23 protein-coding genes and 1 pseudogene are annotated in these 26,741 nt (G+C 72.5%); 17 read left to right on the top strand and 7 right to left on the bottom strand.

Features of this window, described 5'->3' with window-relative positions; translation table 11 throughout:
* The first annotated feature begins 93 nt into the window (after positions 1–93).
* From ACZ7G3_RS25270 to ACZ7G3_RS25255, 4 genes are read left to right on the top strand one after another with little or no spacing between them, the layout of a single operon-like run.
* Positions 94–996, top strand: a complete 903-nt coding sequence (locus ACZ7G3_RS25270) for an ABC transporter ATP-binding protein (protein ID WP_426600304.1) — start codon at positions 94–96, stop codon at positions 994–996.
* Positions 993–1,742, top strand: coding sequence for an ABC transporter permease (locus ACZ7G3_RS25265; RefSeq protein ID WP_470928341.1), 750 nt, complete (start codon positions 993–995; stop codon positions 1,740–1,742). Before ACZ7G3_RS25270 ends, ACZ7G3_RS25265 begins: the two co-directional genes overlap by 4 nt.
* Positions 1,743–1,783: 41 nt before the next feature.
* On the top strand, positions 1,784–3,037 hold the full coding sequence (locus ACZ7G3_RS25260; protein ID WP_470928340.1) for a sensor histidine kinase: 1,254 nt from the start codon (positions 1,784–1,786) through the stop codon (positions 3,035–3,037).
* Positions 3,027–3,671, top strand: coding sequence for a response regulator (locus ACZ7G3_RS25255; protein WP_426524753.1), 645 nt, complete (start codon positions 3,027–3,029; stop codon positions 3,669–3,671). Before ACZ7G3_RS25260 ends, ACZ7G3_RS25255 begins: the two co-directional genes overlap by 11 nt.
* Here ACZ7G3_RS25255 and glgX read toward each other — a convergent pair.
* Entirely contained in the window at positions 3,668–5,947 is a 2,280-nt protein-coding gene (gene glgX / locus ACZ7G3_RS25250; protein WP_470928339.1) for a glycogen debranching protein GlgX, read from the bottom strand. The two genes, ACZ7G3_RS25255 and glgX, sit on opposite strands and share 4 nt — an antisense overlap.
* A 170-nt stretch (positions 5,948–6,117) precedes the next feature.
* Between glgX and ACZ7G3_RS25245 the strand changes: the two genes are divergently transcribed.
* From ACZ7G3_RS25245 to ACZ7G3_RS25225, 5 genes are all read left to right on the top strand, one after another.
* Positions 6,118–7,350: a L,D-transpeptidase gene (locus ACZ7G3_RS25245; protein ID WP_426600300.1), complete on the top strand. Its 1,233-nt coding sequence runs from the start codon at positions 6,118–6,120 to the stop codon at positions 7,348–7,350.
* Positions 7,351–7,543: 193 nt separating this feature from the next.
* Positions 7,544–8,767, top strand: a complete 1,224-nt coding sequence (locus tag ACZ7G3_RS25240; RefSeq protein ID WP_426600315.1) for a L,D-transpeptidase — start codon at positions 7,544–7,546, stop codon at positions 8,765–8,767.
* Positions 8,768–8,857: 90 nt separating this feature from the next.
* Entirely contained in the window at positions 8,858–9,625 is a 768-nt protein-coding gene (locus ACZ7G3_RS25235; protein ID WP_470928338.1) for an enoyl-CoA hydratase/isomerase family protein, read from the top strand.
* Positions 9,626–9,899: 274 nt separating this feature from the next.
* Complete coding sequence (locus ACZ7G3_RS25230; RefSeq protein ID WP_426600298.1) at positions 9,900–10,403, top strand: ATP-binding protein; 504 nt, start codon at positions 9,900–9,902, stop codon at positions 10,401–10,403.
* A 97-nt stretch (positions 10,404–10,500) separates the two neighbouring features.
* The gene (locus ACZ7G3_RS25225) at positions 10,501–11,112 is read left to right on the top strand and encodes an ADP-ribosyltransferase (protein WP_470928337.1); all 612 of its coding nucleotides are present in this window, start codon (positions 10,501–10,503) and stop codon (positions 11,110–11,112) included.
* 27 nt (positions 11,113–11,139) lie between these two features.
* On the opposite strand, the pseudogene ACZ7G3_RS25220 reads toward ACZ7G3_RS25225, so the two are convergent.
* A pseudogene (locus ACZ7G3_RS25220) lies at positions 11,140–11,301 on the bottom strand (GNAT family N-acetyltransferase); the annotation flags it as partial.
* Between the two features lie 261 nt (positions 11,302–11,562).
* Here ACZ7G3_RS25220 and ACZ7G3_RS25215 point away from each other — a divergent pair.
* A complete protein-coding gene (locus tag ACZ7G3_RS25215; RefSeq protein WP_426524842.1) occupies positions 11,563–11,775 on the top strand; it encodes an EF-hand domain-containing protein in 213 nt (70 codons plus the stop codon).
* A 90-nt stretch (positions 11,776–11,865) separates the two neighbouring features.
* On the opposite strand, the gene ACZ7G3_RS25210 is transcribed toward ACZ7G3_RS25215, so the two are convergent.
* From ACZ7G3_RS25210 to ACZ7G3_RS25195, 4 genes are all read right to left on the bottom strand, one after another.
* Entirely contained in the window at positions 11,866–12,423 is a 558-nt protein-coding gene (locus ACZ7G3_RS25210; protein WP_470928336.1) for a glycoside hydrolase family 25 protein, read from the bottom strand.
* A gap of 129 nt (positions 12,424–12,552) precedes the next feature.
* A complete protein-coding gene (locus ACZ7G3_RS25205; RefSeq protein WP_470928335.1) occupies positions 12,553–13,983 on the bottom strand; it encodes an MFS transporter in 1,431 nt (476 codons plus the stop codon).
* A gap of 240 nt (positions 13,984–14,223) precedes the next feature.
* A complete protein-coding gene (locus tag ACZ7G3_RS25200; protein WP_426600294.1) occupies positions 14,224–14,652 on the bottom strand; it encodes a peptidoglycan-binding domain-containing protein in 429 nt (142 codons plus the stop codon).
* 14 nt (positions 14,653–14,666) lie between these two features.
* Positions 14,667–15,110, bottom strand: coding sequence for a peptidoglycan-binding domain-containing protein (locus tag ACZ7G3_RS25195; RefSeq protein WP_426600293.1), 444 nt, complete (start codon positions 15,108–15,110; stop codon positions 14,667–14,669).
* Positions 15,111–15,275: 165 nt separating this feature from the next.
* Between ACZ7G3_RS25195 and ACZ7G3_RS25190 the strand changes: the two genes are divergently transcribed.
* From ACZ7G3_RS25190 to ACZ7G3_RS25160, 7 genes are all read left to right on the top strand, one after another.
* On the top strand, positions 15,276–16,280 hold the full coding sequence (locus tag ACZ7G3_RS25190; protein ID WP_470928334.1) for an ArsR/SmtB family transcription factor: 1,005 nt from the start codon (positions 15,276–15,278) through the stop codon (positions 16,278–16,280).
* 225 nt (positions 16,281–16,505) lie between these two features.
* Positions 16,506–17,732 (top strand): sensor histidine kinase, encoded by a 1,227-nt coding sequence (locus ACZ7G3_RS25185; protein WP_470928333.1) that lies wholly within the window; start codon positions 16,506–16,508, stop codon positions 17,730–17,732.
* Positions 17,729–18,421 carry a response regulator gene (locus ACZ7G3_RS25180; RefSeq protein WP_426524775.1) on the top strand — a complete coding sequence of 231 codons (693 nt, stop codon included), beginning with the start codon at positions 17,729–17,731 and terminating at the stop codon, positions 18,419–18,421. The genes ACZ7G3_RS25185 and ACZ7G3_RS25180 overlap by 4 nt, the downstream gene beginning before the upstream one ends.
* A gap of 538 nt (positions 18,422–18,959) precedes the next feature.
* Positions 18,960–19,787: an ABC transporter ATP-binding protein gene (locus tag ACZ7G3_RS25175; protein WP_470928332.1), complete on the top strand. Its 828-nt coding sequence runs from the start codon at positions 18,960–18,962 to the stop codon at positions 19,785–19,787.
* Positions 19,784–22,327 carry an ABC transporter permease gene (locus ACZ7G3_RS25170; protein WP_470928331.1) on the top strand — a complete coding sequence of 848 codons (2,544 nt, stop codon included), beginning with the start codon at positions 19,784–19,786 and terminating at the stop codon, positions 22,325–22,327. The genes ACZ7G3_RS25175 and ACZ7G3_RS25170 overlap by 4 nt, the downstream gene beginning before the upstream one ends.
* A 193-nt stretch (positions 22,328–22,520) precedes the next feature.
* Complete coding sequence (locus ACZ7G3_RS25165; RefSeq protein ID WP_470928330.1) at positions 22,521–23,918, top strand: MFS transporter; 1,398 nt, start codon at positions 22,521–22,523, stop codon at positions 23,916–23,918.
* Positions 23,915–25,147: an FAD-dependent monooxygenase gene (locus tag ACZ7G3_RS25160; RefSeq protein ID WP_470928329.1), complete on the top strand. Its 1,233-nt coding sequence runs from the start codon at positions 23,915–23,917 to the stop codon at positions 25,145–25,147. Before ACZ7G3_RS25165 ends, ACZ7G3_RS25160 begins: the two co-directional genes overlap by 4 nt.
* Positions 25,148–25,316: 169 nt before the next feature.
* On the opposite strand, the gene ACZ7G3_RS25155 is transcribed toward ACZ7G3_RS25160, so the two are convergent.
* Positions 25,317–26,684 (bottom strand): L-serine ammonia-lyase, encoded by a 1,368-nt coding sequence (locus ACZ7G3_RS25155; RefSeq protein WP_470928328.1) that lies wholly within the window; start codon positions 26,682–26,684, stop codon positions 25,317–25,319.
* Between the last annotated feature and the right edge of the window lie 57 nt (positions 26,685–26,741).

Here is a 26,741-nt window from a genome sequence, read left to right as displayed (position 1 = left end):
CGGGGTCGTACGGGGGCATCGACCGATCGGCTGATGCGCCTTCGAGCGCGACGGCCGATGTGCCGCACGCCCGCGTCCCGGGACGCTGGTGCCATGCCCGTCATCGAAGTCACCGACCTGCGCAAGTCCTACGGCGATCACCCCGCCGTCGACGGTGTGTCGTTCGCCGTCGAGGAGGGCGAGATCTTCGGGATCCTCGGCCCGAACGGCGCCGGCAAGACCACCACCGTCGAGTGCGTCGAGGGTCTGCGCGTCCCCGACGCGGGCCGCGTCCGCGTCACCGGCCTCGACCCCGTCGCCGACCACGATGAGGTCACCCGGGTCCTGGGCGCCCAGCTCCAGCAGAGCGCGCTCCAGCCCAAACTCACCGTCCGCGAGGCCCTGGAGCTGTACGCCGCCTTCTACCCTGCCCCCGTCGACTGGCGCCCGCTCGCCGAACGCCTCGGTCTCACCCCGAAGCTGAACACCCGGTTCGCCAAGCTCTCCGGCGGCCAGAAGCAGCGCCTGTCCATCGCGCTCGCCCTGATCGGCGACCCGCGGATCGTGGTGCTGGACGAGCTGACGACCGGCCTCGACCCGCGCGCCCGGCGCGACACCTGGCAGCTCATCGAGGACATCCGTGCCGGCGGCGTCACCGTCCTGCTGGTCACCCACTTCATGGAGGAGGCGCAGCGCCTCTGCGACCGCATCGCGGTGATCGACAAGGGGCGGGTGGCCGCCCTGGACACCCCGGCCGGGCTGATCCGGCGGTCGGCGGGCGCCACCGTCATCAGCTTCACGCCGTCCGCCCCGCTGGACGACCACGACCTCAACGCGCTGCCGGAGCTCGCCTCGGTCGACCACAAGGACGGCCGCGTCACCCTGTCCGGCACCGACGAGACGGTCAACGCCGTCATCACCCTCCTCGCCCGCACCCGCGTCACGGCCCACCAGCTGCGCGTCACCGACGCCACGCTGGACGACGCCTTCCTGGACCTCACGGAGGCCACGGCATGAGCACCGACATCCTCGACACCGCCGTACTGAAGGCCGAGATCCGTCTCTTCGGGCGCGAACCGGGCGGCGTCTTCTGGATCCTGCTCTTCCCCACCCTGCTCCTGGTCATCCTGGGTTCCATCCCGTCCTTCCGCGAGGCCGACCCGAACCTCGGCGGCCTGCGGCCGGTCGACGCCTATGTGCCGGTGGCCGTCCTCCTCGGGCTGATCGTCGGCGGGCTGCAGGGCATGCCGCCGACGATCGCCGGCTACCGGGAGAACGGCATCCTGCGCCGGATGTCCACCACGCCGGTACGTCCCTCCGCCCTGCTGACGGCGCAGATGCTGGTGCTCGGCGCTGCCGCGCTGCTGTCCTCCCTGGTCGCCCTCGCGGTCGGCCGGCTCGCCTTCGACGTGTCGCTGCCGGGGCAGCCGCTCGGCTACCTCCTCGCCCTGCTGCTCGCCCTGTTCGCCTCCCTCGCGCTGGGGGCCCTGCTCGCCGCCCTGTCCCGCACGACGAAGATCGCCACCGCGATCGGGTCGACCGCGCTCTTCCCCACCATGTTCTGCGCGGGCGTGTGGCTGCCGGTGGAGGCCATGCCGGACCTGCTGGCCGACATCGTCGGCTGGACCCCGTTCGGCGCCGCCGCGCAGGCCCTGAACGACGCCGCGGCGGGCGACTGGCCGGACTGGAGCCACCTCGGGGTGCTCGCGGTCTGGACGGTGCTGCTCACCGCGGCGGCCTCGCGCTGGTTCCGCTGGGAATGAGCACGTGGAGCGGGTGCGCGGGTGTGGCCGACAATGACGCCATGACGGAGACCACGGTGCTCGACGAGCGGTGGGAGGTGTTCGACCGCTGGGGGCCGTACGGACTCCTGGTACTGAGCACCCTGATCGCCTGGGCGGCCGCCGACCCGCTCGGCATGAGCACCCGTGAGCGATGGGCATGCGGCGTCCTGATCGTCGCCGCCGTCGTTCTCGAGCTGCGGTGGAACAGGGTGGTGCGTACCCGTCCCGGACCGTCCACGGCGGGCGTGCGGCACTACTTCCTCCGCTGGGCGATCGGGTTCGCCCTCACCTGGGCGAACCCGTTGTTCGCGTTCTACGCGGTCCTCGGCTACTTCAGCACCGAGCGCCTGCTTCCGCGCCACCTGCGCAAGGCCGGCCTGTTCGCCACCGCCGTGACCCTGGCGGGTTCCCAGTCCGGCGGAATGCCGCCGAGCGAGGAACTGGGCTGGGTGCTCTTCGGTGCCCTCCTCGCGGCCAACAGCGTGCTGGTCCTCCTGTTCGGCCACTTCGCCGACCTGGAGGAGGCCCGCGGTCAGGCACGGCTGAAGACCATCACCGAACTGGAGCGCACCAACACCGCGTTGCAGCAGGCCCTCGACGAGAACGCCGCCCTGCACGCCCAGCTCCTCGTCCAGGCCCGGGAAGCCGGGGTCGCCGACGAGCGCCGCCGGCTGGCCGCGGAGATCCACGACACCCTCGCGCAGGGCCTGACCGGCATCATCGCCCAGCTCCAGGTCGTCGCGAACACGCCGGACGCGGACCTGGCACGCGCGCACACGGACCGGGCCCTCGCCCTGGCCCGGCACAGCCTCGGTGAGGCCCGCCGCTCCGTGCACAACCTCTCCCCGGTCGCCCTGGCCGACGACGGGCTGCCGGACGCGCTGAAGAAGACGGTGACGGAGTGGGGCGAGCGCGCGGGCGTCCAGGCCCGCTTCACCGTCACCGGCACCGCCGAGCAGCTCCACGACGAGGTGGCGGCCACCCTCCTGCGCATAGCCCAGGAGGCGCTGTCCAACACCGCCCGGCACGCCGCCGCAGGCCGGGTCGGCGTCACCCTCTCCTACATGGGCGACGAGGTCACCCTCGACATCCGCGACGACGGCCGGGGCTTCGATCCGCTCGCCCTCTCCGCACGCACCCGCGCCGGCGGCTTCGGCCTCGACGGCATGCGGGCCCGCGCCGAGCGCATCGCCGGTTCGCTCACCGTCGAGGCGGAACCCGGCCAGGGCACGGCCGTCTCGGCTCGCGTACCGTTGGTCCGCCATGACCGATGACGCCGTGATCTCCCTCCTCATCGTCGACGACCACCCCGTCGTACGCGACGGCCTGCGCGGCATGTTCGAGTCCGCGCCCGGCTTCCGCGTCCTCGGCGAGGCCGCGAACGGCGTCGAGGCGCTGGAGCGGGCCGCCGCACTCGACCCGGACGTGATCCTCATGGACCTGCGGATGCCGGGCGGCTCGGGCGTGGACGCCATCCGCGAACTGGCCCGGCGCGGCGCCCGCGCCCAGGTCCTCGTGCTGACCACGTACGACACCGACTCCGACACGCTGCCCGCGATCGAGGCCGGCGCGACCGGCTACCTCCTCAAGGACGCGCCCCGCGACGAGCTGTTCACCGCGGTCCGCGCGGCGGCCGAGGGACGCACCGTCCTCTCCCCGGCCGTCGCCACCCGACTGGTCTCCGCGGTCCGCACCCCCAGGGCGCCCGGCGGCGAACCCCTGTCCGCCCGTGAGCGCGAGGTGCTCGCCCTGGTCGCGCGGGGCACCTCCAACAAGGAGATCGCCCGTGAACTGTTCATCAGCGAGGCGACCGTGAAGACCCACCTCACCCACCTCTACGCCAAGCTCGGTGTCAACGACCGCGCGGCGGCGGTGGCGGTGGGCTACGACCGGGGCATCCTAGGCTAGGACCCCGCACGGGGTCCTCGACCGACACGCAACAGCAGCACCGCCCGCGCCGGCACCGTGATCTCCGTCCCCGCCGGGTGCGTCCCGCCCGGTGCCTCCGCCTGCCGCTCCCGGCTGGTGTCGACGACCACCTCGTACCGCTCCGCCCACGGCGCCCCCGGCAGCACGAAGCCGGTCGGCCGGTCGCCGGCGTGCAGGACGGCCAGGAAGCTGTCGTCGAGGATCGGGGCGCCGCGCTCGTCGCGGCCCGGAATGTCCCGGCCGGACAGGTACATGCCGAGCGTGGCGGCGGGGGCGTACCAGTCCCGCTCCGTCATCTCCGCGCCCAGGGCGGTGAACCAGGCCAGGTCGCGCAGGCCGTCCGCGGAGTGCGCACGGCCGGAGAAGAAGGCCCGGCGGCGCAGCACCGGGTGCCGGTGGCGCAGCGCGATCAGCCGGGAGGTCAGCTCGAACAGGGGCTTCCACTCCGGGTCGTCCAGCAGGCTCCAGTCCACCCAGCTGATCTCGTTGTCCTGGCAGTAGGCGTTGTTGCTGCCGCGCTGGGTGCGGCCCATCTCGTCGCCCGCGACCAGCATCGGCACGCCGGTCGACAGCAGCAGCGTGGTCAGCAGGTTGCGCAGCTGGCGCCGCCGCAGCGCGCGTACGTCCTCGTCGTCCGTCTCTCCCTCGGTGCCGCAGTTCCAGGACCGGTTGTCGTCGGTGCCGTCCCGGTTGCCCTCGCCGTTGGCCTCGTTGTGCTTGCGCTCGTACGACACCAGGTCCCGGAGGGTGAAGCCGTCGTGCGCGGTGACGAAGTTGACCGAGGCGTACGGCCGCCGCCCGCCCCACGCGTACAGGTCGCTGGAGCCCGACAGCCGGTAGCCCATCTCCCGCACGTCCGGCAGCGCGTGCCGCCAGAAGTCCCGCACGGAGTTGCGGTAGCGGTCGTTCCACTCCGTCCACAGCGGCGGGAACGCGCCCACCTGGTAGCCGCCCGAGCCGACGTCCCACGGCTCGGCGATCAGCTTCACCCGCCGCAGCACCGGATCCTGCGCGATCACCGCGAGGAACGGTGACAGCATGTCGACGTCGTGCATGGAGCGGGCCAGCGCCGCCGCCAGGTCGAAGCGGAAGCCGTCCACGCCCATCTCCGTCACCCAGTACCGCAGCGAGTCGGTGATCAGGCGCAGCACGTGCGGCTGGACGACGTGCAGGGTGTTGCCGCAGCCGGTGTAGTCGGCGTACCGGCGCGCGTCGGACTGGAGGCGGTAGTAGCCGCGGTTGTCGATGCCCTTCAGGGAGAGCGTCGGGCCCAGCTCGCCCGCCTCCGCCGTGTGGTTGTAGACCACGTCGAGGATGACCTCGATGCCCGCCGCGTGCAGCGCGCGCACCATCCGTTTGAACTCGCCGACCTGCTCGCCGGTGGTGCCGGAGGCGGCGTAGGCGGCGTGCGGGGCGAAGTAGCCGATCGAGTTGTAGCCCCAGTAGTTCTTCAGGCCGCGCTCCAGCAGATGGCTCTCGTGCGCGAACTGGTGCACCGGCAGCAGCTCCACCGCCGTCACGCCCAGCCGCGTCAGGTGCTCGACCGCCGCCGGATGCGCCAGACCGGCGTACGTGCCGCGCAGCTCGGGCGGGATGTCCGGGTGGAGCTTGGTGAAGCCGCGCACATGGAGCTCGTAGATGACGGAGTCCGCCCACGGGGTCTTCGGCCGCCGGTCGTACGTCCATTCGTCGTCGGGGCCGCCGTCGTGGACGACGACGCCCTTCGGGACGTACGGTGCCGAGTCCCGGTCGTCGCGCACGGTGTCCGCCACATGCTGCTCGGGCCAGTCCCGCACATGCCCGTACACCTGGGGCGGCAGCGCGAAGTCGCCGTCGACCGCGCGCGCGTAGGGGTCGAGCAGCAGCTTCGCCGGGTTCCAGCGGGCGCCGGTCCACGGGTCCCAGCGGCCCCGCACCCGGAAGCCGTACCGCTGCCCGGGCCCCACGCCCGGCACGAAGCCGTGCCAGATCTCGTGCGTCAGCTCGGTCAGCCGTACCCGGCTCTCCACCCCCCGTTCGTCGAACAGGCAGAGCTCCACTCCCTCCGCCCCGCCCGCCCACAGCGCGAAATTGGTCCCCGCCACCTGGCCCGGCCCGGTCCGGAACCGGGCGCCCAGCGGCACCGGGGTGCCCGGCCAGGCCGGCACGGCGGGCGGCGGCGCGGCACGCCGCGCGCCGTTGACCACGACGGCGGGCTGCCCGTCCTCGGCGGCCGGCTTCCCGGCCACCGCCTCCTGCTCGGCTGCGCTGGACACCTGTCAGCCTCCTGCGGCTCGGGGAACGACGTGCCTCAGACGGGAAGACGGGAAAAGGGCGCGCGGTGTCCCGACCGCCGCACCCTGTCGCGTCGTCCTCCCCACAGTTCTGCCCACCGCATGGCTCGCACTCACGTTTCCCCAGGGCGGACCGGTCGTTACGGGTGGATGTGAGGCACGTACATGGGCGCGCACGGCGCGCGGGGGCCGCTCTGGCCGCCGTACTGACATGGGCAGGACTGCTGGCCGGGGCCGCCGGATGCACCTCGGACGGCGGTGTCGGAGGCGGCATCGGCGGGGTCTTCGGCAAACCCCCCGCCGAGGAGGTCATCCGCATCACCCCGGACGACGGCAGCAAAGCCGTCCGGCCGGAGAAGAAGCTGTCGGTCCGGGTGCCCGACGGGCGGCTGGAGTCGGTGAGGGTCGTCAAGTCCCAGGACGCGCAGGAGACCCCGGTGCCCGGCCGGATCTCCCGCGACGGTCTGCGCTGGGAACCCCACGACGCCCGGCTGGCGCTGGCCGCGAAGTACACCGTCGACGCCGTCGCCCTGGACGGCCACGGGCGCCGTTCCGCCCGGCACGCCACCTTCACCACCTACGTCCCCGAAGAACGCTTCATCGGGTACGTCGGCCCCGAGAACCGCTCGGTCGTCGGCACCGGCATGATCGTCTCGCTGGAGTTCAGCCGGGAGATCACCGACCGCGCCGCCGTCGAACGCGCCGTCTCGGTGACCGCGAAGCCCGCCACCGAGATCCGCCCCCACTGGTTCGGCAAGGACCGCCTCGACTTCCGCCCGAAGGAATACTGGAAACCGGGCACCGAGGTCACCGTGGACCTGCGCCTGCGCGACGTCGAGGGCGCGCCGGGGGTCTACGGGCTCCAGCACAAGAAGCTCTCCTTCACCGTCGGCCGCAGCCAGGTCTCGCTCGTCGACGCCGCCGCGCGGACCATGCAGGTGCGCCGGGACGGCACGCTGCTGGCCACCGTGCCGATCACGGCGGGGGCGCCGGCGACCCCCACCTACAACGGCAAGATGGTGATCACCGAGATGCTCGACGTCACCCGCATGAACAGCCGCACGGTCGGCTTCGGCGGCGAGTACGACATCCCCGACGTCCCGCACGCCATCCGCCTGACCAGCTCCGGCACCTTCCTGCACGGCAACTACTGGGCGCCCGAGGACACCTTCGGCCGGGCCAACGTCAGCCACGGCTGCGTCGGGCTGCGCGACGTGAAGGGCGGCGGTTCCGACACCCCGGCGGGCTGGTTCTTCGACCGCAGCCTGATCGGCGACGTCGTCGAGGTGGTCCACAGCAAGGACAAGAAGGTCGCCCCCGACAACGGCCTCGGGGGCTGGAACATGAACTGGGAGAAGTGGAAGGCGGGCAGCGCGGTGAAGTGACGCCGGCCCGTTTCCGGCACCCGGCCGCCAACTCGGTACGGAACGGTGACAATTCCACTGTCCCCTACGCCCCTGGCCTGCGGTTACGATGCGCCGGTGCGCGCGCGGGCGCACTGGGGCGCGGGCCCGATCAGGCCCGGCGAGGGGAGACAAGTTGAACGTGCGTCCGATATCGAGGACGGCGTCGGCCGGCATCCGGGGGCGGGGCGGCAAGGGACGCGGCAGGGCACTGCCGGCGCTGGCACTGGGCGTGCTGCTGACGGTCACCGCGTGCGGCGGCGGAGGGTCCGGCTCGGGAGCCGGTGCGGGGGACGGCGGCAAGAACGCCAAGGACTCCACCGCGGCGCAGAGCAAGCAGTCCGAGGCCGTCGTCACCGTCACCCCGGAGGACGGGGCCACGGCCGTCGACACCAGCGGCGCCCTCAAGGTCGGCGCCGCGAAGGGCAGGCTGACCGAGGTCGTGGTCAAGGACGCCAAGGGCGCCAAGGTCGACGGAGAGATATCCGGGGACGGCGCCACCTGGACGCCGTCCACCCACCTGGCCGCCGCCACCGCCTACACCGTGCACGCGGTCGCCAAGGACTCCGAGGGCCGCACGGCCGCCGAGGACTCCCGCTTCACCACGCTGACGCCGAAGAACACCTTCATGGGCACCTTCACACCGGAGGACGGCTCGAAGGTCGGCGTCGGGATGCCGTTCTCGATCCGCTTCACCCGGGGCATCACCAACCCCGAGGACGTCGAGAAGGCCATCCGCATCAAGACCGAGCCGGCCGTCGAGGTCGCGGGCCACTGGTTCGGCAACGACCGCCTCGACTTCCGCCCGGAGAAGTACTGGAAGCCCGGCACCAAGGTCACCGTCGACCTCAACCTCGACGGCGTCGAGGGCCGCGACGGCGTCTACGGCAAGCAGGCCAAGACCGTCTCCTTCACCGTCGGCCGCAGCCAGGTCTCCGTCGTCGACGCCAAGAAGCTCACGATGCAGGTCGTCCGGGACGGCAAGACCGTCAAGACCATCCCCGTCACCACCGGCGCGCCCGGCTACGAGACCTGGAACGGCCAGATGGTCATCACCGAGCGGCTCCCCGTCACCCGGATGAACGGCGAGACGGTCGGCTACGGCGGCGAGTACGACATCAAGGACGTCCCGCACGCCATGCGCCTGTCCACCTCCGGCACCTTCATCCACGGCAACTACTGGGGCGGCGACGCCTTCGGCAACCGCAACGCCAGCCACGGCTGCATCGGCCTGCGCGACGTGCGCGGCGGCTGGGACGAGAAGGCGCCGGGCGCCTGGTTCTTCGAGAACTCGCTCATCGGCGACGTGGTCGTCGTGAAGAACTCCAACGACGCGACCATCGCCCCGGACAACGGCCTCAACGGCTGGAACATGTCCTGGGAGAAGTGGAAGGCGTAGCCCCGCCCACGTACGGCCCCGGTGTCCGCGATCCTCGATGTGAGGTACGGCACCGGGGCCGTTCCCGTTAGCCGCCGTTAACCTGCTGGCATGACCGTACATCTCGAAGTCGCGGACGGCGTCGGCACGCTGCGCCTGGACCGCCCGCCCATGAACGCGCTGGACATCGCCACGCAGGACCGGCTCAAGGAGCTCGCCGAGGAGGCCACCCGCCGCGAGGACGTACGCGCCGTGGTGATCCACGGCGGCGAGAAGGTGTTCGCGGCGGGCGCGGACATCAAGGAGATGCAGGCGATGGACCACGCGGCGATGATCGTGCGCGCCCGGGCCCTGCAGGACTCCTTCACGGCGGTGGCCCGCATCCCCAAGCCGGTGGTCGCGGCGGTGACCGGGTACGCGCTGGGCGGCGGCTGCGAACTCGCGCTCTGCGCCGACTTCCGCGTCGCCGGGGAGAACGCCAAGCTGGGCCAGCCCGAGATCCTGCTCGGCCTGATCCCCGGCGCGGGCGGTACCCAGCGGCTGTCCCGGCTGGTCGGCCCCTCCAAGGCCAAGGACCTCATCTTCACCGGCCGACAGGTGCGGGCCGACGAGGCGCTCGCGCTCGGACTGGTGGACCGGGTGGTGCCGGCCGCCGAGGTCTACGAGCAGGCGCACGCGTGGGCCGCGCGGCTCGCGAAGGGGCCCGCGATCGCGCTGCGCGCGGCGAAGGAGGCGATCGACACGGGACTGGAGACGGACATCGAGACCGGCCTCGCCGTCGAGCGCACCTGGTTCGCGGGTCTGTTCGCCACCGAGGACCGCGAACGCGGGATGCGCAGCTTCGTGGAAGAGGGGCCCGGGAAGGCCGAGTTCCTCTGAAGTTCGCCCGAACTGCTTGTGGTTGACGCGGCGTGTGATGCCGGGTCCCTCGATAGGGCGGTTTAGGTCAGCCCTGACACACCATTGGGCGAGTCCTGTCGAGGAGGCCCGCGCTCGTCTCCGACCGAGCCGTCCGCGCAGGTCAGCCGGGTTTTCTCCGGCTCTGAAATGCCTTCGGCATATGCCGAACGACTGTTGCCGGGACGCGGCTCCGCAGGGGCGTATTCCCTGGGAACGGCCCCGGAGCCCCCTGGGGGCGGCCATGATGGGGGGCATGGCGGGGCTGGATGGTACGGAACAGCCGCGGGGAGCCGGACGGGCGACCGCGGCGCGTTGGTCGCCGGCGGTCGAGGACGAACGCGCAGTCAAGGCACTGGAGTTGTTCGGCAATCCGACGGAGTGCGAGGTTCCGTTACCGTCCCGCCCCGAGTCCGCCGCCACCGCCCGCCGACTGGCCCAGGTCGTGGCCCTTCGCCAGTGGAACCTCGGCCCCAAGGTCACGGAGGACACCGTCCTGCTCGTCTCCGAACTGGTCGGCAACGCCGTACGCCACACCGGCGCCCGCGTCTTCGGACTGCACATGCGCCGCCGCCCCGGCTGGATCCGCGTCGAGGTCCGCGACCCCTCCCGGGGGCTGCCGTGCCTGATGCCGGTGCAGGAGACGGACATCAGCGGACGGGGCCTGTTCCTCGTCGACAAGCTGTCCGACCGGTGGGGCGTCGATCTGCTGCCGCGCGGCAAGACGACCTGGTTCGAGATGCGGGTGACGGACCGCTGAGGGCCCGTCTGCCCCTCGGCGCAACCCCGTTCGGCGGACACGCCACCCATGGGTGACGGTCCGCGGCCAGGGGTCGCGGAGCCGGGACCGTACCCGCATGGTCACCACTTCTCTGCGGCGACGTGCCGCTGCCGCCGTCCTGTCCCTCTCCGCCGTCTTCGCCACCTCGGCCGCCACCGCCCCCGGCGCGGCGTCCCCGACCACGGCTCCCGCCAAGGCCGCCCCCGCCTGCCCCCGGTTCGACGACAAGCTCGAGGCCGCCGCCGACCCCGGCGTAGACGTCGGCCGCATCACGCCCGAACCGGTCTGGCGCACCACGTGCGGCACCCTCTACCGCAGCGACAGCCGGGGCCCGCAGGTCGTCTTCGAAGAGGGCTTCCACGCCAGGGACGTCCAGAACGGCCAGTACGACATCGAGAAGTACGTGCTCGTCAACCAGCCCTCGCCGTACGTCTCGACGACCTACGACCACGACCTCTACAAGACCTGGTACAAGTCCGGCTACAACTACTACATCGACGCCCCCGGCGGCGTCGACGTCAACAGGACCATCGGCGACACCCACAAGTGGGCCGACCAGGTCGAGGTCGCCTTCCCCGGCGGCATCCAGCGGAAGTACGTCATCGGCGTCTGCCCGGTCGACCGGCAGACCAGGACCGAGATCATGAGCGAGTGCGAGAGCAACCCGCACTACCAGCCCTGGCACTGACGGCGCCGGAGCAGGACACGGCCTGACTCACGGCCCGAGGAACAGCGCCTCCGACCCCACCGGCCGATAGCCCGCCGCCTGGGACGCCCGCAGACTGCGGGCGTTCCCCGCCGACACCTGGGCCCACACCGGCTCACCCCCGGCCGGCTGCCGCGCCGCCGTCGCCGGGCTCCGCCCCAGCCCCCGGTGGGCCGACGTTCTGAGCGTCCTGAGCGGGCTGAGCGGGCTGATCGGCGCCGCCGGACCCGGCCGTCGTACGGGAGCGCCTCACCTCGATGACGAACGCCCGCCTCGCCGCTACCGGGAGCTTTCCGCGATCGTGAACGGCCTGGAGCCCCCGTCCGCCCACGAGGAGCGGTTCGGGTGGGTGGTCGCCGCACTGGGTGCCCGAACGGGCAGCTAATCTGACCTGCGTCAGAAGGACCCACGCATGAGATGAGGGGCGGACCGGTGGCGGACATCGAGGAAGCACGCAAGCAGTTCCAGCGGATCGACACGGACGGGGACGGCTTCATCACCGCCGCCGAGTTCAAGACCGCACTGGCCCAGGGCGGCGACTGGAACGTCACCGAGTCGGTGGCCGAGGCGATCATCGCCGGTCGCGACCTCGACGGGGACAAGGTGCTGTCGTTCGACGAGTTCTGGGCCCACCTGAACAAGTGACGACGCCGTGAGGGGCGCCCGTCCGGTCACCCGGGGGCGCCCCCGCGCGGAACAGCCCGCCCCGGACGGCGAGGGCTCAAGGGCCACGGGCTAGGCACCCCCGGCCCACTTCCTCAGCGCGGCCTCGCTCGCGAAGTCCGCGACGTTGGTGTCGACCGGGTCGTCGGTGTACTGGTGGAAGCGCCACTCGGCCTGGATGCGGGGCTTCCCGGCCGACACGTAGTCGGCGATCCAGAGGCCGTCACCGGCGTACGAGGTGCTGTCGACGGTGAGCCAGAAGTGCCGGTTGCAGTAGAGGACGACCCGGCTGTCCGGCCGCAGTTCCTTCAGCTTCCGGATGAAGCGGTCCTTCTCGGAGTTGCTCGCGTGGGTGCCCTCCCCGTTCGTCTCCCAGTCGACGGCGAGGATGTCACCCTTCTTCTCCGGGGTCTTCGAGACGAAGTACTCGGCCTGGGCGGTGAGGTTTCCCGGCCACAGGAAGTGGTAGAAGCCGACGACGAGACCGGCGTCGCGGGCCCGCTCCGTCTGCGCCTTGAGCTTCGGATTGACGTACGAACGGCCCTCCGTCGCCTTCATGAAGACGAAGGAGAGGCCGTCGGTGTCGTAGGTGGAGGACTGGTACGCGCTGACGTCGATGCCGCGGAGCATGACGACTCCCTCGGATGCCGATGGGACTGAAGTGCCCCGGGGGCCTAGGTAGTTGTTATGCCCGGCATCGGCTGCCGTACGCCGGGCGTGCGGGTGCTCGGCGTACGGCAGTGGTGAACGCCGGTGGGATCAGGGGGCGGAGGTGACGACCGGGGTGCCGGTGCCGTCGGCGGCGGAGGCCGCCTCGTCCTCGTCCTCACCCTCGTCCAGGGAGACGTCCTTGGTCTCCTTGCTGAGCAGGAGGGCGGCCAGCGTCAGCACCGCCATCGCGGAGAGGTAGACGCCGACCAGCCACGGTGAGCCGTCACCGGTCTCCCACAGCGCCACCGCTATGAACGGCGCGACGGCCGCGCCGAGGATCGAGCTGACGTTGTACGAGATGCCGGAGCCGGTGTAGCGCACACTCGTCGGGAACAGCTCCGGCAGCAGCGCGCCCATCGGACCGAACGTCATGCCCATCAGGGTGAAGCCGAGCACCAGCCACAGCACCACGCCGAGCGTGCCCAGGCCGATCAGCGGCACCCAGACCAGGCCGAAGACCACGATCGCGGCGGTGATCCAGACCAGGGTGGTGCGGCGGCCGTACTTGTCGGCGAGCGGGCCGGAGACCAGGGTGAACACGGCGAAGAACAGCACGCCGAAGATCATCATCAGGACGAACGTGGTGTAGCTGTACCCCAGACCCGGCACGTCGGCGTCCTTCGCGGTGCGCCCGTAGCTCAGCGAGAACGTGGTCATCAGGTAGAAGAGCACGTACGTCGCCAGCATGATGAACGTGCCCAGGATCAGCTGCTTCCAGTGGCCCTGGACCACCGTGGCCAGCGGCAGCTTCCGCACCTTGCCGGCCTCGCGCGTCTTGGCGAACACCGCCGACTCGACGAGCCGCGAGCGCACCCACAGGCCGATCGCGACCATCACCGCGGAGAACAGGAACGGGATGCGCCAGCCCCAGCTCGTGAAGGCCTCGGAGGGCTGGGTGGGGTCGGCGCCGGCCGTGGACGGCAGCAGCGCCCCGATGACCAGGAACAGGCCGTTGCCGATGATGAAGCCGAGCGGAGCGCCCAGTTGAGGGAAGGTCCCGTACAGGGCGCGCTTGCCGCGGGGGGCGTTCTCGGTCGCGACCAGCGCGGCCCCGCTCCACTCGCCGCCGAGCGCGAACCCCTGCGCCAGCCGCATCAGCACGAGCAGCGCGGTGGCGGCCCAGCCGGCCTGTGCGTAGGTGGGCAGCACGCCGATGAGGAACGTGGCGATGCCCATGGTGAGGAGCGAGACCACCAGCGTCTTCTTGCGGCCGAGCCGGTCGCCGAGGTGCCCGAAGAAGACGGCGCCGATCGGCCGGGCGACCATCGCGGCGCCGAAGACCGCGAAGGACGACAGCAGCGCCGTGGTCGGGTCGCTGTCCGGGAAGAAGAGGGCGGGGAAGACCAGGACGGCGGCGGTCGCGTAGATGTAGAAGTCGTAGAACTCGATCGTCGTGCCGATGAGGCTGGCGATGAGGACGCGGGACCGCGAATTGACGGGTGCCTGAGCGGGAGCGGGGTGGGGGGACGGTGCGGGCATCTCTCGGTCTTTCACGCGCGATACATGGGTATCGCAACGATCTCAGGCGTCTTATTTTTCGGAAAACCTGTGTCACCATATGAGACGCCTGCCCGTGCCGCCCGGTACTCACCGGGATCGCGCGTCCGCGTGCACGGGACGGACGGGAAGCTGGAGCTCCGGTCATGACCGGCCGCACCGGTGGGCCCACCGGACCAGCCCGAGGGACCCACCGGGCAGCAGCGCCCCGCGCGGCGTGTCTCAGACGCCCGGCGCCGCGCAGCGCACGAAGCCGACGCCTCCCTGGTAGAGGGGCCAGCCCATGGCCTTGCGGGTCTGCGGGCCGTACACGCCGTCCACGCCCACCTTCTCCGTACGCTGGACGCTCTTCACCGCCTCCTCGGTCTTCGGGCCGTAGATCCCGTCCGACGCGATCGTCCGGTAACAGGCCCGGATGGCGTTCTGGAGCGCGTGCACGCCGTCCGACTGGGCGCCCCGGGACATCTCGCAGTTCCGGGAGCCCGTACCCGTGTAGTACGGCTGGTAGGTGAAGAGCCTGTCGGTGACGGACACCGACTTCAGCGCGTTGCACGTCGGATACGAGGCGGCCTGGGCCGGGCCCTGTGCCGCCAGCGCGGCACCCGCGCCCAGTACGAGGGTCCCGAGGACCGCGGCCATCCGCTTCTCCACGCGTGTCACCGTCCTCACACCCCCACCGGCCGGCAGTCCCACAGGCCCTGGCCCTCGATGTACACGCCCCAGTACATGGCCTTGCGGGTCTCGGGGCCGTACACCCCGTCGACCGCGGCATCGCCGTCCGTCTGTTCCTGGATGTACTTCACGGCGTTCCGCGTCTCGGTGCCGTAGATGCCGTCCTCGGCGATGTTCGCGCGGCCGTTGTAACAGTCGTTGAAAGCGAACTGGAGGCGCGTCACTCCGGAGGACTGTGCGCCGAGGCTCATCTCGCAGTTCCGGGAGCCCGTGCCGGTGTAGTAGGGCTGCACCACGAAGCGCGTGGAGGAGATGTACTTCTTCTTGGCGCTGTTGCACGTCGGGTAGGAGGCGGCCTCGGCGGTGGAGGCCGTGACGGCGAGGCCGGTCACCGCGAGGGCCGAGGCCGATACGGCCGCGGCGGTCTTCTTCAGCATGGTTCCCCTTCGGGTCGTCGAGCGGCGGCGGCACGGGCTCCGGGACGCCGGGCCGGTGGACGCGCCCTCTTCGCGCCGCTTTGCACCTGAGCTTCGCTGACGCGAGCATGGTCAGCCAGAGCTTTCGGCCCTGCTCGAAGAGGGCAGGTCACAAGGGGGAATCGAATGCTCCGGATCCACTTCACCGATGCCGACCTGGCCCGCACACGCGTCGCTTCCGCGCCCGATCCGCTGTGGGAGGTCTGCGCGAGTCTCCACCGTCTCCAGTCCCGTCAGGGGCGGTGGGCCCACGCCGACTGGCACCGCACCGCCCGAACCCGGCTGGCGGCCATCGGGTTCGGCCGGACCCTGCGCACGCTCCTGATCCCGCTGGTGCCGCGCGCCGTCTACTTCCCCGACTTCCTCACCCCGCCCGAGGGCACCGAAGGCCTGGAGGCCGGCCTGGAGGCCGTCCTGAGCACACCGCCGAGCCGGGTCCTGCGCGAGCTGAAGATCCTCGCCCGTACCAGCGGAGCACCCGCCTGGGCTCCCCGCCTGGCCGAACCGGACGTCCGTGGGGAACTGGTGCGGGCGATGCGGACCTACCACGACGCCGTCATCGCGCCGTACGCCGATCGCATCCAGGCCCGGATCGAGGCCGAGCGGCACGCGCGGGCCCGGTCCGTGGCCGACCTCGGGGCACAGGGGCTGCTCCACGGCCTCGGGCCCTCGCTCCGCTGGGAGCGCCCCGTCCTGCACGCGGCCTACCCCAAGGACCGCGCCCTGCACCTGAACAGCCGCGGGCTCCTCCTGGTGCCGTCCTACTTCTGCCGGGGAAACCCCGTGACCCTGGTCGACCCGACGCTGAGACCCGTGCTGTTCTATCCGCTCCACCACGAGCCGCGCCCCGCCGAGCCGCCGGAGCATCTCGGGGCCGGGGCCTCGCTGGGCGCCCTGCTCGGCCGTACCCGGGCCGGCGTGCTGCGTGCCGTCGCCCTGGGCGCGACCACGGCGGAACTGGCTCGCGCGGCCGGGGTCTCGGCGCCGTCGGCCAGCCAGCACGCCACCGCGCTGCGGGACGCGGGCCTCATCGTCAGCCACCGGTACGCCCGGTCCGTACTGCACACCCTGACTCCCCTGGGCGCCGCGCTGCTGCGGGCCAACGGGGGGACGGACGCCTCTGACCAGTAGCGCGACGGTGCTTGCCGTGACTGCCGGCGAAGAACGGCTGGGCACCGGCGGAGGAGGCCGGGCATGCCGGTCCCGGGCCACCGCCGGCTCACCGACTGAATGGACTCCTGCCGTCATGCGTCGGCCGTCAGCCGTCAGGCCCTGCGGCACCTGCGGCACCTGCGCGAAGTGGGAGAACCGCTGGGTGATTCCTGACGCCGTCCCGCCGCGCATAAGGTTGGGCCCATGACGTCAGCGGAGGAGAAGCCGCCGCGCGCGCTGTTCGCGGGGGCTTCGCGTCGGTGGGTGCGGCTGCTGCCGTGGGGTGTGGCGTTCGTGCTGAGCGTCGCCCTGCTGCCCACCACCATCCAGGTGCTGACCGCCGACTACGGTCTGAACGGCGGCGTCGCGAGCGCGCTGGCGGTCGCGCAGGCCGCACCGCTGCTGCTCGCCGTCGTCCGTCCGCTGCCGGCCTGGTGCGTGATCTTCGTGGCGGATGTGGCCGGGGCGCTCGTCCTGCGCACCGTCGACTTCGAGGAGCGGCTCCTGTGGCCGTACACGCCGATGGAGATCGTCGGGTACGTCGGCCTCTGCCTCGCCCTCGGCCTGCGCGAGTCGCGCCGGACGCTGCTGCTGGTGTGGCTGGCGACGGTGGGCGCGGGCATCGGTCTGGGGTTCGTCGTTCCCGACGGTACGAACAGCAACAGCACAGTGCTCACGATGCTCAGCGGCATCACGCTCCTGATCGCCGGTGCGCTCCGCGAGCGGTACGAGGTGCAGCGCAGGCTGGCCGAGCAGGAGACGATCAGCGAGGCCGAGCGCGGCCGGCGGATGCTGCTGGAGGAACGCGCCCGGATCGCACGCGAGCTGCACGACGTGGTGGCGCACCACATGTCCGTCATCACGGTGCAGGCGGACACCGCGGAGTACCGCCTCGACGGGCTGGCGCCCAACGCGCGGGAGGAGTTCACGTCCATCGCGGCGACCGCGCGCGAGTCGCTCGGCGAGATGCGGCGGCTCCTCGGCGTGCTGCGCAACGAGGAGGCGCACGGCGAGCTCGCGCCCCAGCCGGGCCTGACGCGGATCGGGCAGCTGGTGGAGGCGACAGCGAGGGCCGGCATGCCGGTGGAGTTCACCCCCTGCGACGCCGACGTGCCCGAGGCGGTGGGCCTGTCCGCGTACCGCATCGTCCAGGAGGCCCTCGCCAACGTCGTGCGGCACGCGCCGGGCGCCCCGACGCGGGTGTCGCTGTCAGTGCCGGAGGGCGGCGCGCGGCTCACCGTTCTGGTCGTCAACGGGCCGCCGCCGGAGCCGCCCGCCGCGCCGCTCGAGGTGGGCGGCACCGGGCACGGTCTCGTCGGCATGCGCGAGCGGGTGCGGATCATAGGCGGCAGCCTCGATGTGGGGCCGCTGCCGGACGGCGGCTTCCGGGTGGCAGCCCGACTTCCCCTGACGGAAAGTGACTTCACGTGACGACGCGCGTCATCATCGTCGACGACCAGGCCATGGTGCGGGCCGGCTTCGCCGCGCTGCTGGCCGCCCAGAGCGACATCGACGTGGTGGGCGAGGCCCCCGACGGTGCGCAGGGCGTCGAGCTGAGCCGGCGCACCCACCCCGATGTCGTACTGATGGACGTCCGCATGCCCGAGATGGACGGCCTCGAGGCCGCGCGCCGGATCCTCGCGCCCCCGCCGGGCGGTGGGGGCACCGCCCTGGGGGAACACCGGCCGCGCGTGCTGATGCTCACCACGTTCGACATCGACGACTACGTCTACGAGGCGCTGCGGGCCGGTGCGAGCGGCTTCCTGCTGAAGGACGCGCCGCCGGCCGACCTCATCGCGGCGGTACGCGTGGTGGCCGCGGGCGACGCGCTGCTCGCCCCCTCCGTGACGCGCCGCCTCATCGCGGACTTCGCCCGGCAGCGTCCCGCCGCCCGGGGCAAGCCCGCACTGCGTCTCAAGGCCCTGACCCACCGTGAGACCGAGGTCCTCACCCTGGTGGCCCGCGGCCGGTCCAACGCGGAGATCGCGCAGACGCTGGTGCTGGCCGAGCAGACGGTGAAGACGCACGTGAGCCGTGTCCTGACCAAGCTCGACCTGCGCGACCGCGCCCAGGCGGTGGTCTTCGCGTACGAGTCGGGGCTGGTCACCGCGGGGGAGTAGGACGGCCCCCGGCCGGGCCGTGCCCCGGGACCGCGAGCAGTCGCCGTCGGAGACGGAGGGGTCCGCGGCCCCGGTGCCCGCACGTCACCGGTGCCGGTGTACCTGAGCCGCGTCGGGCGAGTCGCGGCCTCGTCGGGAGGCGGCTCGCCCCATGCCCCCGGACGGCGCGGGCGGCCCCCGCCGGAGAGACGGTGGCGGGCGGCGCCCCGCCAGAGAGACGGCTCCCCGCCGGGCCGCGCTCCGGGCCCCGGCACAGGGCGGCAACGGACGAATCCCCGCACGCCGCGCCGGCGGCAGCCGGGCCGGCCCTGCGCCGAGCTCCGAGCCGGGGCGCCCCGTGCCGGTGCAGGCCGGGGCGCAGTCCGCTGGATCCGCCCCTCGCCGGCAGCCCCGGGCGGAGGCGGAGGCAGGGCCAGCCCCTCCTCCACCCCCTACCGTGGTAGCACCTCCACATTGGCTCCCGGGTATGACGCCCGGCGCGCAGCCGTCCCCGCACTCTCCCTCTCGTAGGCACGAGAACATCGCGAGAGGGCGGAACATGAGGCTACGCAGCCGCAAGCGTCAGAAGGCGGACGACCGACCGGAGGCCCCGGCAACCACACCGGGCACACCCGGTCTCGCCGTCGAACTGCGCGGTGTCCGGCGGCAGTACGGCCGCGGCGCGGGCTCCGTGCACGCCCTCGCGGGCGTCGACCTCGCCCTCCCGCGCGGCACGTTCACCGCGGTCATGGGCCCGTCCGGGTCCGGCAAGTCCACCTTCCTGCAGTGCGCCGCCGGGCTCGACCGGCCGTCGGCGGGATCCGTGCGCCTCGGCGGTACGGAGATCACCGGTATGAACGAGACCGAGCTCACCGAGCTCCGCCGCAGCCGCCTCGGCTTCGTCTTCCAGGCGTTCAACCTGCTGCCGTCACTGACCGTGGAGCAGAACGTCCTGCTGCCCGTGCGCCTCGCCGGGCAGCGCCAGGACCGCGGCCGGGCGGCCGCGGTGCTCGCCCAGGTCGGGCTCGCCGACAAGGCCCGGCGCCGGCCCGGCGAGCTCTCCGGCGGCCAGCAGCAGCGCGTGGCCGTCGCCCGCGCCCTGGTCACCAGCCCGGACGTGATCTTCGCCGACGAGCCCACCGGCGCCCTCGACACCGGCACCGCCGCCGAGGTCCTCGGCCTGCTCCGGCACGCGGTGGACGCCCTCGGCGCCACCGTCGTCATGGTCACCCACGACCCGGCCGCGGCCGCCTGGGCCGACCAAGTGCTGTTCCTCGCCGACGGCGCCTTCGCCGACGGCCTGGAGCGTGGCTCGGCGGAGCAGATCGCGGCACGGATGGCCGTGCTCACCTCCCGTACGGGCGTGATGGCGGGTGCGGCGGCATGAGGCTCCCCAACGGACTCGCCCGGGAGGCCGTCCGCTTCAGGCCCGCGTCCTTCGCGGGGACCTTCCTTGCGCTGCTGATGTCCGCGCTGATCGTCTCGACCTGCGGAATCCTGCTCGAGACCAGCCTGCGCGCGTCGGTGCCGCCGGAGCGGTACGCGAAGGCGCCGGTCGTCGCGGCCGCGGACCAGTACGAGTACGTCGTCACGGGCAGCGGTGAGGACCGTGAGAAGGAGGCGGTCCCGCTGCCGGACACCGCACGCGTGGACGCCGGGCTGGTGGCGAAGGCCGCCGAGGCGCCGGGCGCGGCCACCGCCGTCCCGGACTTCACCTTCCCGGTGCGCGCGGCGGACGAAGGCGTGGACCCCGGCGCACGCGAACTGCCCGTCCCGGGCGGTGTGCTCACCGCACACGGCTGGGGCTCGCACCTCTTCACCGGGACCGCGCTGACCACCGGCTCCGCGCCCCACCGGGGCGAAGTCGTGCTCGACGCGGCCACGGCCCGCGCCGCGAAGGCCGCCGTCGGTGACACCGTGGTGCTGCGGACCGCCGCCGGGCAGCAGGACTTCCGCGTGGCCGGCGTCGCCAGGGCCGGATCCGAGGACACGGCCCGGAACACCGGAGCCGCCGGCGCCCTCGCCTGGTTCGCCGACGCCCAGGCCCCCACGCTCGCCGGACACCCCGGCAAGGCCGACGCCATCGCCGTGCTGGCCGAGCACGGCACAGATGCCGAGACCCTCGCCGACTCCGTGAGGAAGGCCCTGGCCGGCTCCGGAGCCCAGGTGCACACCGGCGACGACCGCGGTGCCGTCGAGGACCCGGGCCTCGGCTACGCCAAGGTCACGCTCTTCGGAATCGGCGGCTCCTTCGGCGGCATCGCCACCATCGTCGCGATCCTCACCGCGGCCGGGACCGTGACCCTGTCCGTGTCCCAGCGGGCCCGCGAATTCGCGCTGCTGCGCGCCGTCGGCGCCACCCCGAGGCAGGTCCGGCGCGCGGTCGCCTCCGAGGCACTGCTCGTCGCGCCGCTCGCCGGGATCACCGGCTGCCTGCCCGGCATCGGGCTCGCGCACTGGTGGTTCGGGCAGCTGCAGGACCGCGGTGCGATCCCGCGCGCCGTGGACCTGCACGTCTCCGGGCTGCCTCTCCTCGCCGCGGTCGCCACGGGACTGCTCACCGCCCTCGCCGCCGGCTGGGCGGCCGGGCGTCGGCCCGCGAGGATCAAACCGGGACAGGCGCTCGCCGAGGCGTCGGTGGAGCGGCTGCGGCCCGGCCTGGTCCGTACGGTGCTGGGCGTGGGCGCCCTCGTCGGCGGTGGAGTCCTCACCGGCGTCTCCGCCGGCTCCACGGGAGGTGACGCGGCCGGCGCCGCCCTCGGCGTCGTCATGCTCTTCATGCTGGCCGTCGCGCTGCTCGGCCCGCTGGTGGCGCGGCTGTGCGCGGGCCTGTTCGGCCTCCCCCTGCGGGGCGCGGGCCCGGCCGCGCAGCTCGCGGCCGCCAACTCCCGTACCAACGCCCGCCGCCTCGCCTCCGCGATCACTCCGATCGTCCTCGCCATGGCCTTCGCCTCGACCCTCGTGTTCATGCACACCAGCGAGACCCACGCCGCCGACAAGCAGCTGCGCGCGGGCGTCACCGCGGACCACGTGGTCACGCACCCGGCCGGGCTCCCCGTGGACGCGGTGGCACGGGCCGCCCGCGCGCCGGGCGTGGACGCGGCCGTCGGCCTGCTGAACACGCGGGTGCTGGTGCCGACCGGCTCCGGCGAGTTCACGTCACTGCTGGGCGCGGCGACCCAGGGTGTCAGCGGCTCCGGCGCCGAGCTCGCGAAGGTGCAGGACCTGGACGTACGCGAAGGCAGTCTCGACCGGCTCGGCGAGGGCCGGATCGCCATCGACAAGACCCTCGCGAACGCGGCGGACGCCGGCGTCGGCGACCGGCTCCCGCTCTACCTTCCCGACGGCACCGAGGCCGGCCCCGAGATCGTCGCCGTCTACGGCCGAGGCCTCGGCCTGGCCACGGTGACCATGGACCGGGCGTCCCTCGCCGGGCATGTCACCTCGGGCTTCGACGACACGTTGCTGGTGAGGGGCGGCTCGGAGACGTCACTCAGCGCCCTGGGCGAGGTCACCGACGCCTCCGGCTACGCCACCGAGCGGAACCTCGACGCCGAGCTGGGCGCCTGGATGAACAACACCATGGCCGCGGTCCTCGGCGGCTTCGCCGCCGTCGCCGCCGCCAACACCCTGGTGATGACGGTCCTCGACCGCCGCCGCGAGCTGGGCACACTGCGCCTGGTCGGCTCCACCCGGCGCCAGGTGCTGACGATGCTCGGCTGGGAGGGCCTGCTGGTCTCCACGGTGGGCGTGGTCCTCGGCTCCGCGATCGCCGCGGCCACGCTCATCCCGATGATGCGCGGCACGACCGGCGAGGGGCCGTACGTGCCCCCGCTGATGTACGGATCCTTCGCGGCCGCCGGCGTCGGCCTGGCACTGCTCGCGGTCACGCTGCCGGCGCGAGCGGCGCTGCGCCGCTGGTCGTAGCACGTGCGTACGGCGCGACGGCCGGCCCCACGCCGGCTCCCGCCCCGTACGACCTCTCGGGGCCCAGGGCCGCAGAGCAGCGGGCGCATGGTGCCGCGACGGCCCTGGCCGGCTTGTGGCGCGGGCCGCGACACGGCAGCGCCACGCCTGCCGCCCCCCTTCCACCCGCCCGGCAACGAAGGAAAGGACGTTCATGACCGACACTCTGGCTCCCCCCGTCCGCATCGGGAAGGCAGCCGTCGGGGCCCTCGGCATACTGGCACTCGCCACCGGTGCCCTGGAGTCGGTGGTGACACCGACGCTTCCGCTCCTGCAACGCGAGCTGGACATGAGCCCCTCCGAAGGGGCGCTGCTCAGCATCGTGCTCCTCATCACCGGCGCGCTCATCACACCGCTGGCGGGCAAGTTCGGCGACCGCTACGGCGGGAAACGGATCCTGATCCGGCTGATGGCGGTGGTCTGTGCCGGCGGTCTGGTGTCCGCCCTGGCGCCGAACCTGCCCGTGCTGCTGCTCGGCCAGGTACTCCAGGGGGCGATGGTGGGCGCGCTGCCCCTGTCGTTCATCGTGGTGCGCAAACACCTTCCCGCGGGAGAGTCGAAGGTGGCCATCGGGGTGGTCAGCGGACTGTTCGTCGGGGGCGGGATGGCGGGAACGCTGTCGGCCGGGCCCGTGGCGGAAGCGCTCTCCCGGCACTGGATGTTCGCGCTGCCGACGCTCGCGGTCATCGGGGCCACCCTGCTGGTGAACCGGCTGATGCCGACTGATCCGCCGGGCCGGTCGGACGACGCCGGGATCGACTGGCCCGGCCTGCTCCTCCTGAGCGGGACGCTGGTCACGCTCATGCTCGTACTCGCGCTGGCGCCCGACCTCGTCTCGCAGCCCCTCGTGCTCGGCGCCCTCCTCGTGGCTCTGGCCGCCTTCGTCACCGGATGGGTGGCCGTCGAACGGCGTGCGGCCTCGCCGATGATCGATCTGCGCATGCTGGCACGGCCCGCGATATGGAAGGCGTGCGCGCTGACGTTCGTGATATGCCTCGGTACCTCGATGGGGGTCTATCTCGTTCCGCAGCTGTTCGACGAGACCGGCGACGGATACGGATTCGGGGCCAGCGCCACCCAGATCGGTTTCTTCCTGCTGCCCGGCGCCATCGCCGCGTCGCTGGCCGGGCCGCTCGGCGGGATCGGGGACCGGCGTTTCGGCTCACGTGCCGTCGTCACGGCCGGAGTGGTCATGATGGCCGTCTCCCTGGCCGCCCTGGCAGCCGTGCACACCGAGGTCTGGCACCTCGTCGTCGGCAAGGCGCTGATCGCGCTGGCCAACGGTCTGTGCGTCACGGCGATGATGACCAGCACCGCCACGGCCGTCGACCGGAGCGACACCGGCATCGCCACCAGCCTGGTCCTGGTGAGCCGCGTGCTCGGTTACGCCGTGGGCGGGCAGCTCGGCGGCGCGCTCCTCACCGCCGCGACTCCGTCCGGAGCGGATGTCGCGGCCGAATCGGCCTACGTCACCGGCTTCGTCATCGCCGGCGCCGTCACGGCGCTGGCCCTGCTTGTCACCCGCACCATGAGCAAAGGAGTCAAGGCATGACCCGCACCGATCAGCCGGCAGACACCCGCACCACGCCGAGGCGCACGGTCCTGATCTCGGGGGCCAGCATCGCGGGCCCCGCCCTGGCGTTCTGGCTGAACCGCTGTGGACACGCGGTCACGGTGGTCGAGAAGGCGCCCGCACTCCGAGGCGGTGGTTATCCCGTCGACGTGCGCGGCACCGCACTGGACGTCGTGGAGAGGATGGGCATCCTGCCGCGACTGCGGGACGCGCACATCGACCTGCGCCGGCTGACCTTCCTCGAGGGCGACGGCAGCGAAGTGGCCTCGCTCCATCCGCACACCGTCACCGGCGGCGCCGCGGGACGGGACCTGGAGGTGCGGCGCGGGGACCTGTCCGACGCGCTCTACACGGCGGTCCGCGACGACGTGGAGTTCCTGTTCGACGACTCCATCGACACCCTCGACCAGTCGGGCCACGGGGTCGACGTCACCTTCCGCGGGGGCGGCCGGCGTACCTTCGACGTGGTGGTCGCCGCGGACGGCGTGCACTCACGTACCCGGGAGATGCTGTTCGGACCCGAAGACCGGTTCCACCACTACCTCGGCTACTGCTTCGCCGTGTTCACGATGCCCAACACCCTCGCGCTCTCGCACGAGACCGTGATGTGGAACAGCCCGGGCAGGGCCGCGGCGCTCTACGCGGTGGGGGACGACGACGAAGTGCACGCCTTCCTGAACTTCGCCCGCCCACAACCGCCAGGGGACGCGCTCCGCGACCCGGAAGCCCGGCAGGAGCTGGTCGCCTCGGTCTTCGCCGACGCGGGGTGGGAGATCCCGGGCATGATCGCCGCCATGCGCGACGCGGACGACCTGTTCTTCGACGCGGTCGGCCAGATCCGTATGCCCCGCTGGTCCAGTGGCAGGGTCGCACTGGTGGGCGACGCCGCGTGGGCGCCCTCGTTCCTCACCGGCCAGGGCACCAGCCTCGCGCTCGTCGGCGCCTACATGCTCGCCGCCTCCCTGGCCCGCCAGGACCACGCCGCGGGCTTCGCCGCCTACGAACACGGCACCCGCGAGTTCGTCACCATGAACCAGGCACTGGTCGGCACGGGCGGTGCCACCCTCTTCCCGACCACCCCCCAGGACCTGGAGCGACGCAACAACAGGCTCCGCGAACTCAGCACCATCCCCTCCGGGAAGGGACAGCCCGCCCACTCGGCCCTCACCCTGCCCGAACCCCTCGGGGACAGCCCAGGGAACGGCTGACACTCCGACGCGGCGATCACGTGGCCGCCGCCGGGAGGCTGTGGCCGGCCTCCGCCAGGGCCGGCTTCCAGCCCCGGCCGCTCCCCGTCCGGCAGCGGCTCCGGTCGCCGTGCGAGGTGGTCGGGACCGGCCGCCCGGTGCGCCTCCGCGCTGGGCGAAGCCCGCACCCTCAGCACTCGATGATGTTCACCGCGAGCCCGCCCCGGGCCGTCTCCTTGTACTTGACCGACATGTCCGCGCCGGTCTCCTTCATGGTCTTGATGACCTTGTCGAGGGACACCTTGTGGGAGCCGTCGCCGCGCATCGCCATCCGTGCCGCCGTGACCGCCTTGACGGCGGCCATGCCGTTGCGCTCGATGCACGGGATCTGGACCAGGCCGCCGACCGGGTCGCAGGTCAGGCCGAGGTTGTGCTCCATGCCGATCTCGGCGGCGTTCTCCACCTGCTCCGGCGTGCCGCCCAGCACCTCGGCGAGCGCGCCGGCCGCCATGGAGCAGGCGGAGCCGACCTCGCCCTGGCAGCCGACCTCGGCGCCGGAGATGGAGGCGTTCTCCTTGAAGAGCATGCCGATGGCGCCCGCGGCCAGGAGGAAGCGGACCACGCCGTCCTCGTCGGCGCCCGGGACGAAGTTCATGTAGTAGTGCAGGACCGCCGGGATGATGCCCGCCGCGCCGTTCGTCGGGGCCGTGACGACCCGGCCGCCGGCGGCGTTCTCCTCGTTCACGGCCATCGCGTAGAGGGTGATCCACTCCATCGACAGGGCCAGCGGGTCGCCCTCCGAGCGCAGTTTGCGCGCGGTGTTCGCGGCGCGGCGGCGGACCTTGAGGCCGCCCGGCAGGATGCCCTCGCGGGACATGCCCCGGTCGACGCACGCCCGCATGACGCGCCAGATCTCCAGCAGGCCCTCGCGGATCTCGTCCTCGTCGCGCCAGGCCCGCTCGTTCTCCAGCATCAGGGCGGAGATGGACAGGCCCGTCTCCCGGGCCAGGCGCAGCAGCTCGTCGCCGGTGCGGAAGGGGTACTTCAGCACCGTGTCGTCGAGCACGATGCGGTCCGCGCCCACCGCCTCCTCGTCGACGACGAAGCCGCCGCCGACCGAGTAGTACGTCTTCGAGAGCACTTCCGCGCCGGCCGCGTCGTACGCCCACAGCGTCATGCCGTTGGCGTGGTACGGGAGGGCCTTGCGGCGGTGCAGCACCATGTCGTCGTCGTAGGCGAAGGCGATCTCGCGCTCGCCGAGGAGGCGGAGGCGGCCCGAGGCTTTGATCGTCTCGACGCGTTCGTCCGCCGTCTCCACGTCCACCGTGCGCGGTGAGTCGCCCTCCAGGCCGAGCAGCACCGCCTTGGGCGTGCCGTGGCCGTGGCCGGTGGCACCGAGCGAGCCGTACAGCTCGGCGCGGACCGAGGCGACGGAGCCGAGCAGCTCCTCGTTGCGCAGGCGCCGGGCGAACATGCGGGCCGCGCGCATCGGGCCGACCGTGTGGGAGCTCGACGGGCCGATGCCGATCGAGAACAGGTCGAAGACCGAGATGGCCACGGGGACTCCTCAGAACGGGGGTGGTGCAGAGGGTGGTGCTTGGTCGGGGTGGGACGC

This window comes from Streptomyces sp. NPDC037271, from assembly GCF_055603605.1.
Note: the sequence above shows the minus strand (reverse complement) of the source record. Positions and strands in the feature narration are given on the sequence as shown.

Excerpts from the sequence above, each read along its gene's own strand:
- ACZ7G3_RS25270 (WP_426600304.1), top strand. The coding sequence starts at position 94 with ATGCCCGTCATCGAAGTCACCGACCTGCGCAAGTCCTACGGCGATCAC.
- ACZ7G3_RS25265 (WP_470928341.1), top strand. The coding sequence starts at position 993 with ATGAGCACCGACATCCTCGACACCGCCGTACTGAAGGCCGAGATCCGT.
- ACZ7G3_RS25260 (WP_470928340.1), top strand. The coding sequence starts at position 1,784 with ATGACGGAGACCACGGTGCTCGACGAGCGGTGGGAGGTGTTCGACCGC.
- ACZ7G3_RS25255 (WP_426524753.1), top strand. The coding sequence starts at position 3,027 with ATGACCGATGACGCCGTGATCTCCCTCCTCATCGTCGACGACCACCCC.
- ACZ7G3_RS25235 (WP_470928338.1), top strand. The coding sequence starts at position 8,858 with ATGACCGTACATCTCGAAGTCGCGGACGGCGTCGGCACGCTGCGCCTG.
- ACZ7G3_RS25230 (WP_426600298.1), top strand. The coding sequence starts at position 9,900 with ATGGCGGGGCTGGATGGTACGGAACAGCCGCGGGGAGCCGGACGGGCG.
- ACZ7G3_RS25225 (WP_470928337.1), top strand. The coding sequence starts at position 10,501 with ATGGTCACCACTTCTCTGCGGCGACGTGCCGCTGCCGCCGTCCTGTCC.
- ACZ7G3_RS25210 (WP_470928336.1), bottom strand. The coding sequence starts at position 12,423 with ATGCTCCGCGGCATCGACGTCAGCGCGTACCAGTCCTCCACCTACGAC.
- ACZ7G3_RS25205 (WP_470928335.1), bottom strand. The coding sequence starts at position 13,983 with ATGCCCGCACCGTCCCCCCACCCCGCTCCCGCTCAGGCACCCGTCAAT.
- ACZ7G3_RS25195 (WP_426600293.1), bottom strand. The coding sequence starts at position 15,110 with ATGCTGAAGAAGACCGCCGCGGCCGTATCGGCCTCGGCCCTCGCGGTG.
- ACZ7G3_RS25190 (WP_470928334.1), top strand. The coding sequence starts at position 15,276 with ATGCTCCGGATCCACTTCACCGATGCCGACCTGGCCCGCACACGCGTC.
- ACZ7G3_RS25185 (WP_470928333.1), top strand. The coding sequence starts at position 16,506 with ATGACGTCAGCGGAGGAGAAGCCGCCGCGCGCGCTGTTCGCGGGGGCT.
- ACZ7G3_RS25175 (WP_470928332.1), top strand. The coding sequence starts at position 18,960 with ATGAGGCTACGCAGCCGCAAGCGTCAGAAGGCGGACGACCGACCGGAG.
- ACZ7G3_RS25170 (WP_470928331.1), top strand. The coding sequence starts at position 19,784 with ATGAGGCTCCCCAACGGACTCGCCCGGGAGGCCGTCCGCTTCAGGCCC.
- ACZ7G3_RS25165 (WP_470928330.1), top strand. The coding sequence starts at position 22,521 with ATGACCGACACTCTGGCTCCCCCCGTCCGCATCGGGAAGGCAGCCGTC.
- ACZ7G3_RS25160 (WP_470928329.1), top strand. The coding sequence starts at position 23,915 with ATGACCCGCACCGATCAGCCGGCAGACACCCGCACCACGCCGAGGCGC.